Annotated in this window: 19 protein-coding genes; 12 read left to right on the top strand and 7 right to left on the bottom strand. The window is 66.7% G+C overall.

Features of this window, described 5'->3' with window-relative positions:
• Positions 1–29: 29 nt before the first annotated feature.
• The 10 genes from mshD (at position 30) to asd (ending at position 9430) form a co-directional block, all read left to right on the top strand.
• Positions 30–998 carry a mycothiol synthase gene (gene mshD, locus NIBR502771_RS10665; protein ID WP_141159739.1) on the top strand — a complete coding sequence of 323 codons (969 nt, stop codon included), beginning with the start codon at positions 30–32 and terminating at the stop codon, positions 996–998.
• Between the two features lie 130 nt (positions 999–1128).
• Positions 1129–3378, top strand: coding sequence for an RNA degradosome polyphosphate kinase (locus tag NIBR502771_RS10660; protein ID WP_141159738.1), 2250 nt, complete (start codon positions 1129–1131; stop codon positions 3376–3378).
• A gap of 11 nt (positions 3379–3389) precedes the next feature.
• Positions 3390–4358 (top strand): NUDIX domain-containing protein, encoded by a 969-nt coding sequence (locus tag NIBR502771_RS10655; RefSeq protein WP_141159737.1) that lies wholly within the window; start codon positions 3390–3392, stop codon positions 4356–4358.
• Positions 4359–4402: 44 nt separating this feature from the next.
• Positions 4403–5206 carry a thymidylate synthase gene (locus NIBR502771_RS10650; protein ID WP_141159736.1) on the top strand — a complete coding sequence of 268 codons (804 nt, stop codon included), beginning with the start codon at positions 4403–4405 and terminating at the stop codon, positions 5204–5206.
• The gene (locus NIBR502771_RS10645; protein WP_141159735.1) at positions 5203–5787 is read left to right on the top strand and encodes a dihydrofolate reductase; all 585 of its coding nucleotides are present in this window, start codon (positions 5203–5205) and stop codon (positions 5785–5787) included. Before NIBR502771_RS10650 ends, NIBR502771_RS10645 begins: the two co-directional genes overlap by 4 nt.
• Before the next feature lie 4 nt (positions 5788–5791).
• On the top strand, positions 5792–6010 hold the full coding sequence (locus tag NIBR502771_RS10640) for an NF038396 family protein (RefSeq protein ID WP_141159734.1): 219 nt from the start codon (positions 5792–5794) through the stop codon (positions 6008–6010).
• Between the two features lie 120 nt (positions 6011–6130).
• Positions 6131–7108 (top strand): hypothetical protein, encoded by a 978-nt coding sequence (locus tag NIBR502771_RS10635; protein WP_246839641.1) that lies wholly within the window; start codon positions 6131–6133, stop codon positions 7106–7108.
• A gap of 23 nt (positions 7109–7131) precedes the next feature.
• On the top strand, positions 7132–7776 hold the full coding sequence (locus NIBR502771_RS10630) for a hypothetical protein (RefSeq protein ID WP_141159733.1): 645 nt from the start codon (positions 7132–7134) through the stop codon (positions 7774–7776).
• A 2-nt stretch (positions 7777–7778) separates the two neighbouring features.
• Complete coding sequence (locus tag NIBR502771_RS10625; RefSeq protein ID WP_141159732.1) at positions 7779–8195, top strand: hypothetical protein; 417 nt, start codon at positions 7779–7781, stop codon at positions 8193–8195.
• Positions 8196–8299: 104 nt separating this feature from the next.
• Positions 8300–9430 (top strand): aspartate-semialdehyde dehydrogenase, encoded by a 1131-nt coding sequence (gene asd, locus NIBR502771_RS10620; RefSeq protein ID WP_141159731.1) that lies wholly within the window; start codon positions 8300–8302, stop codon positions 9428–9430.
• 248 nt (positions 9431–9678) lie between these two features.
• On the opposite strand, the gene NIBR502771_RS10615 is transcribed toward asd, so the two are convergent.
• From NIBR502771_RS10615 to NIBR502771_RS10595, 5 genes are read right to left on the bottom strand one after another with little or no spacing between them, the layout of a single operon-like run.
• The gene (locus NIBR502771_RS10615) at positions 9679–10782 is read right to left on the bottom strand and encodes a winged helix DNA-binding domain-containing protein (protein ID WP_141159730.1); all 1104 of its coding nucleotides are present in this window, start codon (positions 10780–10782) and stop codon (positions 9679–9681) included.
• Positions 10783–10817: 35 nt separating this feature from the next.
• Positions 10818–11885 (bottom strand): UDP-N-acetylmuramate dehydrogenase, encoded by a 1068-nt coding sequence (locus NIBR502771_RS10610; RefSeq protein ID WP_141159729.1) that lies wholly within the window; start codon positions 11883–11885, stop codon positions 10818–10820.
• A 22-nt stretch (positions 11886–11907) separates the two neighbouring features.
• Complete coding sequence (locus NIBR502771_RS10605) at positions 11908–13182, bottom strand: sugar MFS transporter (protein WP_141159728.1); 1275 nt, start codon at positions 13180–13182, stop codon at positions 11908–11910.
• Between the two features lie 10 nt (positions 13183–13192).
• Entirely contained in the window at positions 13193–13630 is a 438-nt protein-coding gene (locus tag NIBR502771_RS10600; RefSeq protein WP_141159727.1) for a MaoC family dehydratase, read from the bottom strand.
• Between the two features lie 2 nt (positions 13631–13632).
• The gene (locus tag NIBR502771_RS10595; RefSeq protein WP_141159726.1) at positions 13633–14094 is read right to left on the bottom strand and encodes a MaoC family dehydratase N-terminal domain-containing protein; all 462 of its coding nucleotides are present in this window, start codon (positions 14092–14094) and stop codon (positions 13633–13635) included.
• 130 nt (positions 14095–14224) lie between these two features.
• On the opposite strand from NIBR502771_RS10595, the gene NIBR502771_RS10590 reads away from it, so the two are divergent.
• Together NIBR502771_RS10590 and NIBR502771_RS10585 are read left to right on the top strand one after the other, a co-directional pair.
• A complete protein-coding gene (locus tag NIBR502771_RS10590) occupies positions 14225–14605 on the top strand; it encodes a metalloregulator ArsR/SmtB family transcription factor (RefSeq protein ID WP_141159725.1) in 381 nt (126 codons plus the stop codon).
• Entirely contained in the window at positions 14602–16278 is a 1677-nt protein-coding gene (locus NIBR502771_RS10585; RefSeq protein WP_141159724.1) for a SulP family inorganic anion transporter, read from the top strand. Before NIBR502771_RS10590 ends, NIBR502771_RS10585 begins: the two co-directional genes overlap by 4 nt.
• Here the strand turns inward: NIBR502771_RS10585 and NIBR502771_RS10580 are convergent.
• On the bottom strand, positions 16268–16492 hold the full coding sequence (locus NIBR502771_RS10580) for a DUF3188 domain-containing protein (RefSeq protein ID WP_141159723.1): 225 nt from the start codon (positions 16490–16492) through the stop codon (positions 16268–16270). The genes NIBR502771_RS10585 and NIBR502771_RS10580 overlap by 11 nt on opposite strands.
• Before the next feature lie 151 nt (positions 16493–16643).
• Positions 16644–17507 (bottom strand): CoA ester lyase, encoded by an 864-nt coding sequence (locus tag NIBR502771_RS10575; protein ID WP_141159722.1) that lies wholly within the window; start codon positions 17505–17507, stop codon positions 16644–16646.
• Positions 17508–17538 lie beyond the last annotated feature (31 nt).

The raw sequence follows: 17538 nt of genomic DNA, 5'->3' as shown, positions 1-17538 counted from the left end.
GGGCTGCCGCCGGCGTATAGCCTTGGCTCATGACTCCAGCGCATCCGCAGAAGTGGCCCGTCCATGTCGTCCGGGGCGGAGTTGACCAGCAACTGCTGAAAGACTGCCGTGACCTTCTGGCCGCGGCTGAGGAATCGGACGGCAATCCTTCCATTTCCGAGCAAACCCTGGTGACCATGCGCGCCGGTGACTCGGCGGAGCACAGCCTCCTGACGCTGGCCCTCTACGCTCCCGACGAGGACTCCGATCCGGCGACCGGCCAGGACCTGGCGGGCTTCGCCGTCGTGGTTGAGGAGCCGGACGGCAGCGGCATCCTGGAAATCGCCGTCCATCCCTCCTACCGGAACCAGGGCGTGGCGGACCGGCTGGTGGGCGCGCTCAAGGAGGTCCGGGGCTTCAACGGGCTGAATGCCTGGTCGCATGGCAACCATGAAGCCGCTGCCGACCTTGCCGCCCGCCACGGTTACGCGCCGGTACGCGAGTTGTGGAAGATGAGGATGACGACGGCGGGCGCGGACCTGCCCGATGCCGGCCTGCCGGATGGGGTGGCCATCCGCACGTTCGTTCCGGGCAAGGATGAAGAGGCATGGCTGGCAGCCAACCGGGCAGCATTCGCCCACCACCCCGAGCAGGGAAGCCTCACCCGGGCCGACCTCGAGGCGCGCATGGCGGAGGACTGGTTCGACCCGTCCGGCTTCCTCCTCGCCGAGGACCGGGACGGCAGGCTGCTGGGGTACCACTGGACCAAGGTCCACCCACGCCACGGCACCCACCCGGCCATCGGCGAGGTCTACGTGGTGGGCGTGACACCTGACGCGCAGGGCATGGGACTGGGCAAGGCACTGACCATTGCCGGCATCAAGCACCTCCGCGACTCAGGACTGGCCGGTGTGATGCTCTACGTGGATGCGGACAACGCTCCGGCCGTCGCGTTGTACCGGCGGCTCGGTTTCAGCCGCTGGGACATGGACGTCATGTACGGCCCCGCCGCCGGGTAGCCGGGAGGCCGGAGCAATCCCTGGCACGGCGTAAAACAAAGGCCGTGGGGGCGGTGAATGCTTGTAAGGTTGAAATGGAGCCGCGCGGGGCGGAAGCGCAGGCACCGGAGCGCCAGCTAAAGGAGAAGCCATGAACCCGGAACCGTCCGGAACAGCCACGTCCCAGGATGTTGCGGTGCCTGTCCGGGCCCGCTTCGGCTCCTCCGAGGTACCGGCATCCAGGGCCACGCAGGACCGCATCGACATCCCCGAATTCGCACCGAACCTGCAGCCTGAGGGCGACATCCGGCCGGACCGGTTCCTGGACCGCGAACTGAGCTGGCTCGCCTTCAATTCCCGGGTGCTGGAACTGGCGGAAGACCCCACCCTCCACCTGCTGGAGCGGGTCAGCTTCCTGTCCATTTTTGCCTCCAACCTGGACGAATTCTTCATGGTCCGCGTGGCAGGCCTGAAGCGCCGCATCGCCACCGGGCTGGCCGTCCCCTCCCCTGCCGGGCTCAGCCCTGTCGAGGTGCTGGAGCGGATCAGCGAAGAAGCCCACCGGCTCCAGCAGCGCCATGCACAGGTTTTCGCCGAGCAGATCCGGCCCGCGCTGGCGTACGAGCACATCCACGTCATGCAGTGGGGGGAACTGGACGACGCCGCCCAGCAGCAGCTCAGCGTCATGTTCGCGGAAAAGGTCTTCCCCATCCTCACGCCGCTGGCCGTGGATCCCGCGCACCCGTTCCCTTACATCTCCGGGCTGTCGCTGAACCTCGCCGTGGTGGTCAGGAACCCCGTAAGCGACAAGGAGCTCTTCGCCCGCGTCAAGGTCCCGGACCAGCTGCCGCGGCTGATTTCCATTGACGGCCCCCGCGCCGGTGCGGTGCCGGGCCGTGTGGCACGGTTCATCGCACTGGAGGAAGTCATCGCCGTCCACCTGGACAAGCTCTTCCCCGGCATGGAGGTCCTGGAGCACCACACCTTCCGCGTCACCCGCAATGAAGACGTGGAGGTGGAGGAAGACGACGCCGAGAACCTCCTGCAGGCCCTGGAGAAGGAACTCCTCCGCCGCCGGTTCGGGCCGCCTGTCCGGCTGGAAGTCACCAATGACATCAACCCCAACATCCGGGCGCTGCTGATCCGTGAGCTGGGCGTAGAGGAGTCCGAGGTGTACTCGGTGCCGGCGCCGCTGGACATGCGGGGCCTGTCCGTCATAGCCGGCATCGATCGGGCGGACCTCCACTACCCCAAGCACGTCCCGCACACCTCCCGGTACCTGAACGAGTCCGAAACGTCCAAGGCCGCCAACGTGTTTGCTGCCATGCGGCGCCGGGACATCCTGCTGCACCACCCCTACGATTCGTTCTCAACCTCCGTGCAGGCGTTCCTGGAGCAGGCTGCGGCAGACCCGAAGGTCCAGGCCATCAAGCAGACCCTGTACCGGACCTCCGGGGACTCCCCCATTGTGGATGCCCTGATCGACGCCGCCGAGGCCGGCAAGCAGGTGCTGGCACTGGTGGAAATCAAGGCCAGGTTCGATGAGCAGGCCAACATCTCGTGGGCCCGCAAACTGGAGCAGGCCGGCGTCCATGTGGTGTACGGGATCGTGGGGCTGAAGACACACTGCAAGCTGTCCCTGGTGGTCCGGCAGGAAGTGGACGGCCTGCGCCGCTACTGCCACATCGGCACCGGCAACTACCACCCGCGCACCGCCCGGTACTACGAGGACCTGGGCCTGCTGACCGCCGACGAACAGGTGGGGCAGGATCTTTCCAAGCTGTTCAACCAGCTTTCCGGCTACGCGCCCAAGTCGACGTTCAAGCGCCTCCTGGTGGCACCCCGTTCCGTGCGTTCCGGCCTCATCGACCGCATCGAAACCGAGATCCGCAATGCCCGCGCCGGAATTCCCGGACACGTGCAGATCAAGGTGAACTCGATGGTGGACGAAGCCATTATCGACTCGCTGTACCGCGCGTCCCAGGCGGGCGTGAAGGTGGACGTGGTGGTCCGGGGCATCTGTTCGCTGCGGCCCGGCGTTCCCGGCCTCAGCGAGCACATCACGGTCCGCTCGATCCTGGGCCGGTTCCTGGAGCACTCACGGGTGTTCGCATTCGCCAACGGCGGGGACCCCGTGGTGTACATCGGCTCCGCGGACATGATGCACCGCAACCTCGACCGCCGGGTGGAGGCCCTGGTCCAGTTGGCCAGTGCGGACGACATCGCCTACGTCCTTGACCTCCTGCAGCGCTACATGGATCCGGAGACCTCCAGCTGGCATCTTGACAACCAGGGCCATTGGACCCGGCACCACCTCTCCGAGGACGGGAAGCCGCTCGAAGACGTCCAGTCCTGGCTGCTGGCGTCCCGGCCGCGGCAACGCAGCCTGAGCCGGCGATAAGGGCCGCCGCGTTGTCGAGCGATGCACTCGTAGCCGACCAGACAGACCACCCGGGCGAACCCATTGCCGTCACTGCGGCAGGAGCCATTCCCTGGCGTGCCGGCCGGGACGGCCTGGAAGTCCTGCTGATCCACCGTCCACGCTATGACGACTGGTCATGGCCCAAGGGGAAGATCGACGCCGGCGAGACCGTCCCGGAATGCGCCGTCCGTGAGGTGTGGGAGGAGATCGGCCTCAAGGCGCCCCTGGGCATCCCGCTGCCGCCCATCCATTACCACGTAGCCTCTGGACTGAAGGTTGTCCACTACTGGGCCGTAAAGGTCAACGGCGACAGCCTGGTTCCGGACGGCAAGGAGGTGGACAGCGTCATGTGGTGCGCCCCGGAAAAGGCGGGCCGCCTGCTGTCCAACCCGTCCGACGTCGTACCGCTCGAGTACTTGCAGGACGCGCACGGGCGCGGGGAGCTGGACACCTGGCCCCTGCTGGTGCTCCGCCATGCCAAAGCCAAACCACGCGCGTCCTGGAGCAAAGCCGAAGGTGAGCGTCCGCTGGCGGCAACCGGATCACGTCAGGCCCAGGCCGTGGGCCGGCTCCTGCAGGCATGGAAGCCGATGCGGGTTGTCAGCAGCCCCTGGCTGCGCTGCGTTGCCACCGTTGCCCCGTACGCGCGGGCCAGCGGGGCCAAGGTGAAGCTGGCGGAGGGCCTGACCGAGCACAAGCACCAGCGCAGCCCGAAGAAGACCGCTGCCGTCATCGAGTCCCTGGTGGACAAGCAACGGCCTGTGGTGGTCTGCACCCACAGGCCCGCCCTGCCGACCGTGCTGAAGCAACTGGCTGCCCACATGCCCTCCCACCTCGCCAAGCTGCTGCCGGCCCACGAGCCATACCTCTCGCCCGGCGAGCTGGTGGTGTGCCATGTGGCCAACGGCGGGAAGAAGCGGGTTGTAGCGGTGGAGCAGTTCAAGCCCTTTGACGACTAGCCTGGCTTCCCTGAGCCTCCAGGCTTTCAAAGTAGACTTGGGGCGTGAGCATCCCAACGCCTTATGAAGACCTCCTGCGCGATGTCCTGGCCACCGGCACCCATAAATCGGACCGCACGGGCACCGGAACCACCAGCGTTTTCGGGCGCCAAATCCGCTTCGACCTCTCCAAGAGCTTTCCGCTGATCACCACCAAGCGGGTCCACTTCAAGTCAGTGGCGGTGGAACTCCTGTGGTTCCTGCGCGGCGAGACCAACATCAAGTGGATGACGGACCAGGGCGTCACCATCTGGAATGAATGGGCCGACGAAGACGGCGACCTGGGCCCGGTCTACGGAGTCCAGTGGCGTTCCTGGCCCACCCCGGACGGCGGCCACATCGACCAGATCGCCGAACTCATCGAGAACCTGAAGTCGAATCCGGACTCCCGCCGGCACCTCGTGTCCGCCTGGAACGTCTCCGAGCTCAACGACATGGCGCTCCCGCCCTGCCACGCGTTCTTCCAGTTCTACGTGGCCAACGGCAGGCTCTCCTGCCAGCTCTACCAGCGCTCCGCTGACATGTTCCTGGGTGTGCCGTTCAACATCGCCTCCTACGCATTGCTCACCTGCATGGTCGCCCAGCAGGTAGGGCTCGAACCCGGCGAGTTTGTCTGGACCGGCGGGGACGTCCACATCTACGAGAACCACATGGACCAGGTCCTCAAGCAGCTGGAACGCGAGCCCTACGAGTATCCGCGGCTGTTGATCACCCGCAAGCCCGCGTCGATCTTCGACTACACGCTGGAGGACTTCGACGTGGTGGGCTACCAGCACCACCCCACCATCAAGGCGCCGATCGCTGTATGAGCACCGAAAACTTCACTGATCCCCAGTCCTTCACGGAGGAACTGGCCGCATCAATCACCGGCGTCGGGCTGGTGTGGGCCCAGACTTCCGACGGCGTCATCGGCAAGGACGGGGACATGCCCTGGAACCTGCCGGAGGACCTCAAGCACTTCACCCGGCTCACCACCGGCCACCCGGTCATCATGGGCCGCAAGACCTGGCTGTCCTTCCCGGACAAGTACCGGCCGCTGCCCGGACGCACCAACATCGTCATCACCCGGCAGAAAAGCTGGGCCGGCACGCCCGAGGCGGAGGGCGCCGTCGTGGTTCCTTCCCTGGATGACGCACTCCTTGAGTCGCAGTTCGTCGACGGCGGCGAAACAGTCTGGATCCTGGGCGGCGGTGACGTCTTCCGCCAGTCCACGGACCTCGCCAACGTCGCGGTGGTCACCACCATCGATGTGAAGGCCGACGGCGACACGTTCGCCCCGGAGCTCGGCACCAGTTGGGAGGCCACCGCCTCCGTCCCGCCGGACGGGTGGCTGACGGCCGCCAACGGCACACGCTACCGATTCACCAAGTGGTCACGGACCGAGGGCTAGGAACATGCTGAAGAAACCGGAAACCCTGTTCGTTTTGGGCTATATGCTGCTGCCCCTGCTGGCACTGCTGTCCGCTATCGTGGGGCTGACCATGATCCTGGGCGGCAACAAGATCGCCGGGGCCATCGTGCTGGTGGTGGTCACCCAGGTGTTCACTTTCGGGGCGTTCTTCGCCCTGCGTGCACGGAAGGCGGCGGTGCTGGAACAGTCCGACCAAGGCTAGCTCCAGCCAACTGGCGGGCTGGCATGGGGAGACCGCCCCATCGCGGCCGGGCTGCTCCTGCCCTAGGCTGGTGCACGCAGCACTCTGGGGGCTGTTGAACGAATATTGGGGGGAATCCTGGTGGCAGGAACTTTGTGGGGTGCCGACGTAGAGCAACTGCGGACCCTCGCGCAGCAGTTCAGCAAGACGGCGGACCTGCTGCAGCAGCAGTCGACCCAGCTGAGCAGTCAGATCAACAACAATCCAGCCTGGAAGGGCGCCGACGCACAGCGGTTCCGGTCTGACTGGAACAGCAACCACCGCACGCTCCTTCAACAAACCGTCGCCCGCTTGAAGCAGGAGTCCAAAGTCCTGCTCAGGAACGCGGACGAGCAGGAGAAGGCCAGCACCGGCTCCGGCGCCGGCGGAGGACCTGGCAACGGCTCTCCCGCCTGCAACAACGGTCCCCGCCCGCCAATCCCAGGTCAGGGCAGCAACGATCCGTGGGGCCCGGGCTGGCTCACGGATCCCAACTCCCCTTTCCGCAGCGGCTGGGACATTTACAACCTCACCAAAGCGTTGCCGAACCTCCGGGCAGGACTGTTCGATCTTCCCCATTTCATTAGCAAGGCAGACAATCTCGGTGAGTTCCTGTTCTCCAGGGACTTCCAGAACGTGGCAAAAGCATTCCAGAACACGAACATGTTGAGCCAGTATTTCAACACTTCCTCGGAACTGTTCGACGGCAGGTGGGATACGGCCTTGCGTCTCGCCGAAGGTGGCAAGGCCGCGGAGTTCTTCAAATTTGGTGGCAGGGCCCTGGGCGGAATCGGAGTGGGTCTTGACGTTTTGGACACCGTCAACAACGCAAAGGAGGGCGACACAGGGGCCGCCGTCTACTCTGGAATCAAGGCCGGCCTGGGAGTGGTAAGTTTTGCTCCCCCGCCTATCGGAACGGCGGCCATGGTCGCATCCGGAGCGTTGGCCATCTATGACAATGTGCCCATAGTCAAGGAAACAGTGAATGCCATCGGCGGGTCCATCGCTGACGGTGCCAAGGAAGTCTGGGAAGGCGCTGGGGACGCCGCCGAAAAAGTCGGCGACTTCTTTGGATTCTGAGCCCACAACGAGAGGTATGGACGATGACTGAGACAGCGACGGAAGCCGCCACCATCCCTGATGCGATCGGATATGGCTTTGCGGAAATGGTTACCCTTGCAAGCCTCCAGGGCGGGGACGCTGCGGTCCTCAGCGCTGAAGCACTGAGGGTGGACGGGTATTTGGACAATACGGACATGGTGAGCGCAGGCGCGTCGTCACTGGTGGCCCGAGGCTTGGCCAAAGCCGAAAATGACGGGCTCCTCTCAGTGTCAGGACCCACTGCCGCCGTGGCTGCCCTGCTCTCCTCCGCCCTCCGTCGCATTGAGATCTCGCTGCTGACGGCCGAAGGGGGCGACAGCGTGGTCTTCATGGAAAATGACGACATCCATCTGCTGTTCCAGCCCCGCGCCTACTTCACGTGGTGGGCAATGGCCCAGCGGCCGGACGTTACCGCCGCCGAAGCCAACCTCATGGTTATCAAGCAGCACCTGGACAGCAACCCAGGGGGCGGCGCCACTCTGCGCCGCCGCGAGGATCCCACCGGACAGACCCTGTACGTGAAGGATGGCGGCGACGGATCATGGACCACTGGTATCTCCACACCCAAACAGGCAGACATCGCTGAAACCAAAGGCGTGGACGACGCCGGCCTCCTTCACCAAATCCGCGCCATCCGTCAGGACTGACTGTGACCTTCGACCGCGACCGCGAGCGGCGCAACGACGCCGTTCACGCCGAACATAAGGCCGCGCTTGCACGGGGTGAAAAGCGGGTGCTGCGCACCACCAGCACCGGCGAACTGCACAGTTACCCCGCCGACGAAATTGGGTTTTCCCCAGGCCGTGGCCACGTACAGGTCCAAACCTGGTGGGGTATGGGGATCCTGACCGGCGTCATGGTGCTCTTGACCCTCCTTTCCCTGGTCATACTGCTCAGGCCCCTGCCGGACGGCGGCCAGCCGTTCTGGGGCGCCCTGGTCCTCACTGCATTCGGCATTTTTGGAGCCTGGTATACCTTCGGCATGGCGAGGAACGAGTACCGGGCCAAGAAACTGCGGAAGGAACGGCATGCACCGGAACCTGGAGCAGGACCCCTCAGTGAATGAACCGCATGGCGGCCACGAGGCGCCCGCCACCTCGGCGGGAAGGGCCCGGCGGGGCGTGACGTAACCGACTGCGTCCTTCCGGATGCGAAGTCTAAACTGGACCAATGACTACAGCAGCTACCCCTTCCGTCGGCCTGGTCGGATGGCGCGGCATGGTCGGTTCCGTCCTGATGCAGCGCATGCAGGACGAGGGCGACTTCGCCAACATCAACCCGGTGTTCTTCTCCACCTCCAACGCGGGAGGTGCCGCGCCGTCCTTCGCTGACGGCGCCGGCAAGCTCGAGAACGCGTTCGACCTCGACACCCTGGCGAAGCTGCCCATTATTGTCACCGCCCAGGGCGGGGACTACACCAAGCAGGTCCACGGCGAACTGCGCAGCCGCGGTTGGGACGGCCTCTGGATCGACGCCGCCTCCACCCTGCGCATGAACGACGACTCGATCATCGTGCTGGACCCGATCAACCGGGATGTCATCGACAAGGGCCTGGTCAACGGCACCAAAGACTTCATCGGTGGCAACTGCACCGTTTCCTGCATGCTCATGGGCCTGGGCGGGCTGTTCAAGAACGGCCTGGTCGAGTGGGGAACCTCCATGACCTACCAGGCTGCCTCCGGCGGCGGCGCCCGGCACATGCGCGAGCTGCTCAGCCAGTTCGGCACGCTTAACGCCGAGGTCAGCACGGAACTGGACGACCCGGCGTCGGCCATCCTGGACATCGACCGCAAGGTCCTGGCCCACCAGCGCACCGACATCGACGCCACCCAGTTCGGCGTTCCCCTGGCGGGCTCCCTGATCCCCTGGATCGACGCCGACCTGGGCAACGGGCAGTCCAAGGAAGAGTGGAAGGCCGGGGTGGAAACCAACAAGATCCTGGGCACCTCCGAGGAAAACCATGTGATCATGGACGGCCTCTGCGTCAGGATCGGCGCCATGCGCTCCCACTCCCAGGCCCTGACCCTGAAGCTCCGCGAGGACCTGTCCGTCGCCGAGATCGAGAAGCTGCTGGACGAGGACAACCAGTGGGCGAAGGTGGTTCCCAACACCAAGGAAGCCTCCATGGCGGACCTGACTCCGGTTGCCGCTTCCGGCACGCTGGACATCCCGGTGGGCCGCATCCGCAAGATGGAAATGGGCCCGCAGTACATCAGTGCCTTCACCGTGGGCGACCAGCTCCTCTGGGGCGCCGCCGAGCCGCTGCGCCGCATGCTCAACATCGCCACCGGCACACTGTAACTTGCCCCACGAGCGGCCCCTGCCCGCATAAACGCTGCTCCCCAGCGCCGTTTATGCGGGCAGGGGCCGTTTGTGTGTCCCGGGCTGGCCGAGGAACGCCACCAGCCGGGCACGGAGCTCCCCGGGCCGGTCCAAGTGATTCGAGTGCAGCCGGAAGACCCCGCCGCCATGTGGATTGTCGGTAGCCTGAGCGGCCCGTGCCCGCACAACCGTCGCTGCCCGGCACCGGTTATGCGGGGCAGGGCCGGTCAGGTGGCAAGGAACGCCGTGTAACGCCGGGCGGCCTTGGCCAGGGCTGCCTGCGCGGCGGGACCCAGCGGCCGGGCTTCATCGAAGAGTTCGGGCACGACGACGGCACCCGGCCCCGATCCCTGCAGCGCCCAGGTGCCAACCACCCTTCCCGCGGCAACCACCGTCTTCTTGAAGACACCGTTGCCGCCGGGCACGATCAGGTCGAAATGCTCCGGCGCCAGGACGACGCTGCGGTCGGTGTAGCCCAGGACAAACTCATCGAAACCGGGCAGCAGGTGGACCGACCGGGCCCCGGGCACACTGGAGCCCACCAAGGCCGCCACCTCCGGGGACAGCCAGTAGCTGGTCCCCTCAAACTCCAGCTCCACCAGCTCGCGGCGGACGTGCTCGAACGCCGTGCGCACCTCGGTCAACGGCAGCTGGGTCCACCAGGCGAAGTCACGGAGGGTGGCCGGCCCGTGGCTGCGGAAGTAGCGGAGCAGGAACTCAGCCAGGGCGGCTTCATGTTCCAGGCTCCGCGGTGCCGGGATCCATTCGTCGAACGCAGCGATCAACTGTTGGTTTCCTGCCAGGGGCCCCAGTACCAGCCAGCCGTGCCGGCAGAGCGAACCCAGGAGATGGATCCCGCGTTGGCCCTGTGTCGGCTGGCCTCCGTCGTCGAACACCTTGAACAGTGCCGCGCGGCTGATGGGGCCGTCCGCCAGGATGCGGTCCAGCGCCAGGTCGCGGGCCTTCTCCACGTCCGCCCATGCAATCTCCAGCTGCCGGTAGCGGCCGGCGATGCTCCTGGTGAGCCGTTCGGCCGTGAGGTCCAGCATCCAGCGCAGATCCTCCGGAGCCACGAGGTGCAACGTCCCGCGCATGGGCCAGGACCGGACAATTGCTCCGGAATTGATGGCGGCACGTACCTGGGAGAGCCCCGCCCCTGGCACCCGGACCCCGACCGCCCACAATGCCGCGGGCAGGTCCTGTGCCTGCATGGCGGTCATCCAGCGGACCAGTTCCGGCACAGAGGTAGCCTCCATCCCGGCGAGCCGCTGGGACGCCAAGCGGAGCCTGCCAACCATCCTGCCGTCACGCAGGGCACCAGATGCATCCATGCGCCCATCCTAGGCCGGGCGCGGCCCAGGGGGGACTAGAGTTCGAGGCCGATCAGCAGCGGCTCCGGGTGCAGCGAAATGCCGAAGTGGCGTTCGACGCCGGCCCGCACCTCCCGCGCGACAGCCACCATGTCGGCGGCGCTGGCGGAGCCACGGTTGGTGATGGCCAGGGTGTGCTTGGTGGACAGCGACGCGCGGCCTCCGGCCACGCCGCCGTCTTCCAGGCCGAAGCCCTTCCCGAAGCCTGCCTGGTCGATCAGCCATGCTGCGGAGAGCTTCACCATTCCGTCCTGCCCGGCAGGGTATCGCGGAGCGTTTTCCGGCAGTTTGTCCGCTACGTCAGCCGCCACAATGGGGTTGGTGAAGAACGACCCGGTGGAGTAAGTGTCCCGGTCCGCGGCGTCCCACACCATCCCCTTGGAGGCACGCAGGCGCAGGACTTCGCGGCGGACATCGTTGGCGTAGGCGCGCTGGCCCACTTCCACACCCAGGGCCCGGGCCAGCTCGGCATACCGGATGGGCGCGCTCATCCGGCCCAGCGGCAACTGGAATTCGACGGTGAGGACCACGTACCGGGGCGAGCCGTTGACGGTGGCCTGCTTCAGGATGGAGTCCCGGTAGCCGAACTTCAACTCCGAGTTGGTGAAGGTCTGCACGGCGTTCCGCTCGCGGTCCCAGGTACGCACGGCGGCGATGGTCTGGGAAACGTCGGCACCATAGGCACCCACGTTCTGGACCGGCGTGGCACCGGTCGAGCCGGGGATGCCGGACAACGCCTCGATACCGGACCAGGCGTGCAGCACCGCGTGCTCCACCAGCTTGTCCCAGTTGTGCCCTGCCTGCACCACCACTGCCACTCCCCCGCAGGAGTCCTCTGCGTTGACCGTGAACCCCTCGGAGGCGATCCTGATGACGGTCCCGGGGAACCCGTCGTCGGACACCAGGAGGTTGGACCCGCCGCTGACGATGAGGACCTGTTCGCCGGCGGCATCCGCCGAGCTGACCGCGTTGATGATTTCAGCCTCGGTGCGGGCCTCGACGTACTTGCCGGCAGGGCCTCCGACGGCGGAGGTGGTCAGGGCGGAAAGGAGGGTGGAAGTCACCCGTCAACAATACAAGGGAAAGCTAGTCAGCCTTCCGGGCCACCGGGGACAGCACGAAGCTCACCCCAAGCATCACCATCACGGCCAGCAGCGAATGCAGGATGCCCACATGCTCAGCCAGCAGCCCCAGCAGCGGAGGGCCGCACAAGAACGCGGCATAGCCGATGGTGGACACCACGGACACCCGGGCGGCAGCCTTTGCGGGGTCGTCGGCAGCGGCTGACATGCCCACCGGGAAGCCCAGCGAGGCGCCCAGGCCCCACAGCGCGAGTCCTCCATACGCAAGCCAGGGCACCGGTGCGAAGACGAAGACGCCCAGTCCCAGCACAGCCATGGCAGCGCACCACCGCATCACGGGGACCCTGCCAAATTTGTCCAGCAGCACCGTCCCGGCAAAGCGCCCGATGGTCATGAACGTGACAAAGAGGCCGTAACCGGCGGCCCCGGCAGCGTCGCTTTGCCCGTGGCCGTCGGCGAGTGCCAGCGCCACCCAGTCCCCTGCCGCGCCTTCGGCCAGGGCCAGGCCGAGGACCAGGACGCCCAGGAGCAAGGTCCGCCGGTCCCGCCACGCCTGGGCGATCTTCCGCTTGTTGTCCAGCGGCGCATCCGCCGTGCCCTCGGCGGTGATCACGGGGATGGGACCAGTGGTGGGGTCCCCGAAGGTGTCCGGGGAATAACTGCGCTCCCCTGCCACCGGGGTGATGTCTGCCCGGAACCAGGACGCCGCGGTCGCAACTGAAACTGCCACCACAGCCCCGGCCGCCGCAAGGTGCCAAAAGACGGGCAGGGACACCGCGGCGGCGAGGGCACCCAGGCCGGCGCCTGCCACCGTCCCCAGACTGAAGGCCCCGTGGAGCCGCGGCATAATGTGCCTGCCCACCGCGCGCTCCACCGCGGCACCTTCAACGTTGGATGCCGTGTTCCAGCTTCCGGTGCCCAGACCGATGATGGCCAGGCCAACGGCGGTCGCCACGGGACTTGCCAGCACGGTTGTGCCAAAACCCGCCGTCAGCAGGCCTGCACCCACCATGATGCTGCCGGTCCGGATGGTCCTCTTGGAGCCCAGCCGCAGCACGATCAGCCCGGAGGCGGAGACGGAGGCAAAGGACCCCAGGGTCATGCACAGCAGAATGACGCCGACGTTGCCCGGGGTGAGGTCCAGTGCGTCCCTGATGGCCGGCAGCCGGGACACCCAGGAGGCAAAGGCAAGGCCGCTGGCGCCATACGCCACCACGACGGCGTTACGCCAGGACGAGACCTGGGCGCCAGTCGCGGTGGTTCCTGCGGACGTGGTCAAAAGTTGCAGCTCAAGACAACTTGACGAGGGCCTGGGCCTTCATCAGGACCTTCTGCCCCGCGGAGACCACCGTGAGGTCAACGCGCGCGGTGCCGGCATCGGCGTCGAGCTTGCCGATGGCGCCGCTGACCTCGATGGTGGCCCCGGGCTGGTCGGTGCCGGTGGTGTCGGTGACCAGGACCGGCTTGGTGAAGCGGGTCTGGAAATCAACGACGGCGGCGGGGTCACCCGCCCAGTCGGTCACCAGCTGGACGGCCGAGCCCATGGTGAACATGCCGTGGGCGATGACCCCGGGCAGTTCCACGCCGGTGGCGAAGGCCTCGTTCCAGTGGATGGGGTTGAAGTCGCCGGAGGCGCCTGCGTACTTGACCAGGTCGGTGCGCGTGACCTCGATGGTGCGGCTGCCGATTTCCTGGCCGGAGCTGAGTTCGTTGAAGCTGGGGCTCATGGTTACTGTCCCTCTCCGCGGACCAGGATGGATGACATGGTAGTAGTGACGGGTTCGCGCGAGTCGCTGGAACCGAGGGCGAAGATCTCGGAGCGGGTGGTGATCATGGCACCGCCGCCCATGGCCCGGACACCGTCCACGTGCAGTTCGGCAACCAGCCGGTCACCGGCAACGATGGGCCGGTGGTGGGTGAAGCGCTGGTCGGCGTGGACCACGCGGGAGAAGTCGATGCCGGCCTCCGGGTCCTCGATGAGCTGGGCGTCGGCGCGCTGGGCGATGATGATGGCGAAGGTAGGTGGCGCCACCAGATCGGGGTGGCCCAGGGCCTTGGCTGCGTCCACGTCAAAATGGGCAGGATGGGTCGCCTTCACGGCGCGGGCGAACTCGCGGATCTTCTCGCGGCCGACGTCGTACACCTCTGCGGCAGGGTAACTGCGGCCCTGCAGGTCCGGATTGATAGTCATGGATTCCAGCCTATCGTTGCCACGCCCTTCAAAAAGGCCGTACCGCGCTGGTATGATGAATTAATTATTTCATCAATTCGCTGTCCGGGGCCCCACCCGGCGGCCATCGCGCACAGGAGCGCCACCCCGGATGCTGTCTTCCGCCCAAGCACCTCTCTATGAGATCAAAGCGAACCTCTTCAAAGGCCTGGCCCACCCTGCGAGGATTCGGATCCTTGAGCTGCTGGCCGCAGCACCGCAGGAGTCTGCGCCCGTGAGCTATCTCCTCGCAGAGACCGGGCTGGAGGCCTCCCACCTCTCCCAGCACCTGGCCACCCTGCGGAAGCACAAAGTCGTGACCTCCGTACGCAGCGCCAACGCGGTCACGTACCAACTCGCCCACCCGGGCGTATCGCAGCTGCTGGCCATCGCCCGGACGTTCCTCCTGGACAGCCTCGCCGATTCCAACGAACAGCTCCGATTGGCACGGCAGCTGCCGGCGGACCACCTGGCCGGCGGCCAAGCCTCGTGAGCGCGACCCCGGCCACTGCCGCAAGGAGCATCACCCGGTTCCTCCCGTCCCGGAAGGACTATGCCGGAGTTGCCGACACGTGGCGCACCGACCTGCTGGCAGGGATCACCGTAGGCATTGTGGCGTTGCCGCTGGCCCTCGCGTTCGGTGTCAGCTCCGGGGTGGGCGCCGAGGCGGGGCTCATTACGGCGATCGTGGCCGGACTGGTGGCCGCCGTCATGGGCGGGTCCCCGGTACAGGTATCCGGGCCCACGGGTGCCATGGTGGTGGTACTCGCCCCCGTGGTGGCGGTCCACGGCATCGGCAGCGTCGCACTCTTGTCCCTGATGGCAGGGCTGCTGGTCTGCGCCCTGGGATTCAGTGGCCTGGGCCGGGCCGTGGCCTTCATTCCGTGGCCGGTGGTCGAGGGCTTTACGCTGGGCATTGCCGCCATCATCTTCCTCCAGCAGATTCCGCTGGCCACCGGCACGTCCGGAACTCCGGGGCACAATACCCTTTTGGCCGCGGTAGAGGCGGCAGCGGGCGCAGCCTCCCCGACGGTCCTGTTCACGCTCGCGCTGGTGGCCGGAGTCGCCGTCGTGATGGTCCTGGTGCAGAAGCTGTTCCGCACCATCCCGGCCAGCCTGCTCGCCGTCCTCCTGGCAACCGCCGCCGCCGAATTCCTGCAGCTGGACGTCCCGCGGATCGGTCCGCTGCCGCATTCCCTGCCGGCGCCGGCCCTCCCGGCCCTGGACCCGGCCGCCCTGGGCAGCCTGGCGATGCCCGCCGTCGCCGTCGCCGTCCTGGCCGCCATTGAATCCCTGCTCTCGGCACGGGTGGCCGCCGGGATGGCAGGGCCGGACGGCAGGCCTACCGGCGCCTACAGCCCCGACCGCGAGCTGATGGGACAAGGCCTGGCGTCCATCGCGGCCGGCCTGTTCGGCGGAATGCCAGCCACCGGCGCGATTGCACGGACGGCGGTGAACGTGCGGTCCGGAGCCAGGACCCGGCTGGCCGCTACCGTGCACGCGGTGGTGCTGCTGGGCATCACGTACCTGGCGTCAGGAATGGTCAGCCGCATCCCGCTGGCGGCACTGGGCGGGGTCCTGATGGTCACAGCCGTGCGAATGGTCTCGCGGCGCACCGTCACCGCCATCCTCCGGTCCACCCGGGCAGATGCCGCCGTTTTCGTACTCACGGCCGTCATCACCGTGGCCTTCGACCTCATCGTTGCCATCCAGATTGGACTGGCCGCGGCGGCCCTCTTCGCCCTGCGGACCTTTGCCTCCCTGAGCGGTGTCCAGCGTGAGGAGATTCCGGGCCCACCGGCGGAAGGGGACGGCCACATCGCGCTCTTCCGGCTTGATGGGGCGATGTTCTTTGGCGCCGCCGAACGCATCCTCCAGGAGATCAGCCAGGTCAAGGATGTGCAGGTGGCCATCATCAGGCTGTCCCAGTTGCGGATGCTGGACGCCACCGGCGCCCACGCCCTGGTGGAGGTCATTTCCGCACTGGAGCTGCGCGGCATCACCGTCCTGCTCAAGGGTGTCCGGCCGGACCACCTTGACCTGGTGACAAACGTGGGCGTGATCCGTTCCCTGCGGCACCACAAGCACCTGTTCGAGGAGCTGCCGGATGCCGTGGAACACGCCCGCAGCCACGTCCTGCGGAACGCGGCGGCAGCTAGCGCCTGAGGTTCTTGCGGATCGCCTGGCCGCGGACCACGATGCCCACGACGTGGAGGACCAGGCCCAGCCCGATGAGGGGCAGGGATGCCATGGCCAGGGCCTGGTTGCCGTTGATGTTGCCCACGAGGTTAAGGATGATCCCGACGGCGATCAGTCCCATCGCGCTGAAAACCAGGACTTTGTAGCGGGTGGGCGCGGTGGCCCAAAATTCGTTCAGCACCGTCCAAGTCTACCGAGTCCCCGGGACGCCCCCCCGGCGGACAGGGGCTCCGCCGTCGGCCGCCGGGCTTGCCACAGGCGGACCATCCCAAAAGACCCCGTGGACCAGATAGCGGGTATCGGTCACGGGGTCTCCTGAAGTAGTGGTGGCGCTACAGCGCGGGCTGCACCCCAAAGGCTACCGCGAGCTTCATGATCTTCTCGGCGCGGCCCAGGCGGGGCAGGTCGGAACCGTCACGGATGACGCGGCCGTTGGCTTCGAAGTCGTTCATGAAGTCGGTGGCCCAGGCGACGTCCGACGGCGTGGGGCTGATGACCTCGTTGATCACGGGGGTTTGGTCGATGGCCAGGCACAGCTTGCCGGTCATGCCCATCATCACCGTGATGCCGGTCTGCTCGCGCAGGATGGGGTGGTTGGTGCCCACGGTGGGACCGTCGATGGGGCCGGGCAGGTTGCCCACGCGGCTGGCGACGACGAGCTTCGCCCGCGGGTACGCCATGGCCTCGGGGGTGGCGGCCATGCCCGTGTCGCGGCGGAAGTCACCCGAGCCGAACGCCAGGCGGAACGCGCCCTGGGCCTTGGCGATGTGGTTGGCTTCCTCGATGCCGAGCGCCGATTCCACCAGCGGGATGACGGGGGTCTTGCCGTCCATGCGGTGGTAGCTCTCGGTGACCTGGTCCGCGGATTCGGTCTTGGCGAGCATGACGCCGAGCAGCCCCGGGGTACCGCGCAGGCCGGCGAGGTCGTCGGCCCAGAACGGGCTGGTGGCGTCGTTGATCCGGACCCAGGCCTTGCCGCCTCCGGTCAGCCAGTCGATGACGTTGTTCCGGGCCTGGTCCTTCTGCGACGGGTCTACGGCATCTTCAATATCCAGGATGATCGAATCAGCCCGCGACACGGCCGACTGGTCGAAGAGCTCGGGCTTCATGGCATTGACCAGCAGCCAGGAGCGTGCGATCTCGGCGGGGATATTCCGTTCCGGCCTAACGGTTTCGGCGGCGATGGTAGACGTCATGCTTTCTACAGTATCCGGCCTGCAAGCGGCA

Source organism: Pseudarthrobacter sp. NIBRBAC000502771 (assembly GCF_006517215.1).
Classification (GTDB): Bacteria; Actinomycetota; Actinomycetes; order Actinomycetales; family Micrococcaceae; genus Arthrobacter; species Arthrobacter niigatensis.
Note: the sequence above shows the minus strand (reverse complement) of the source record. Positions and strands in the feature narration are given on the sequence as shown.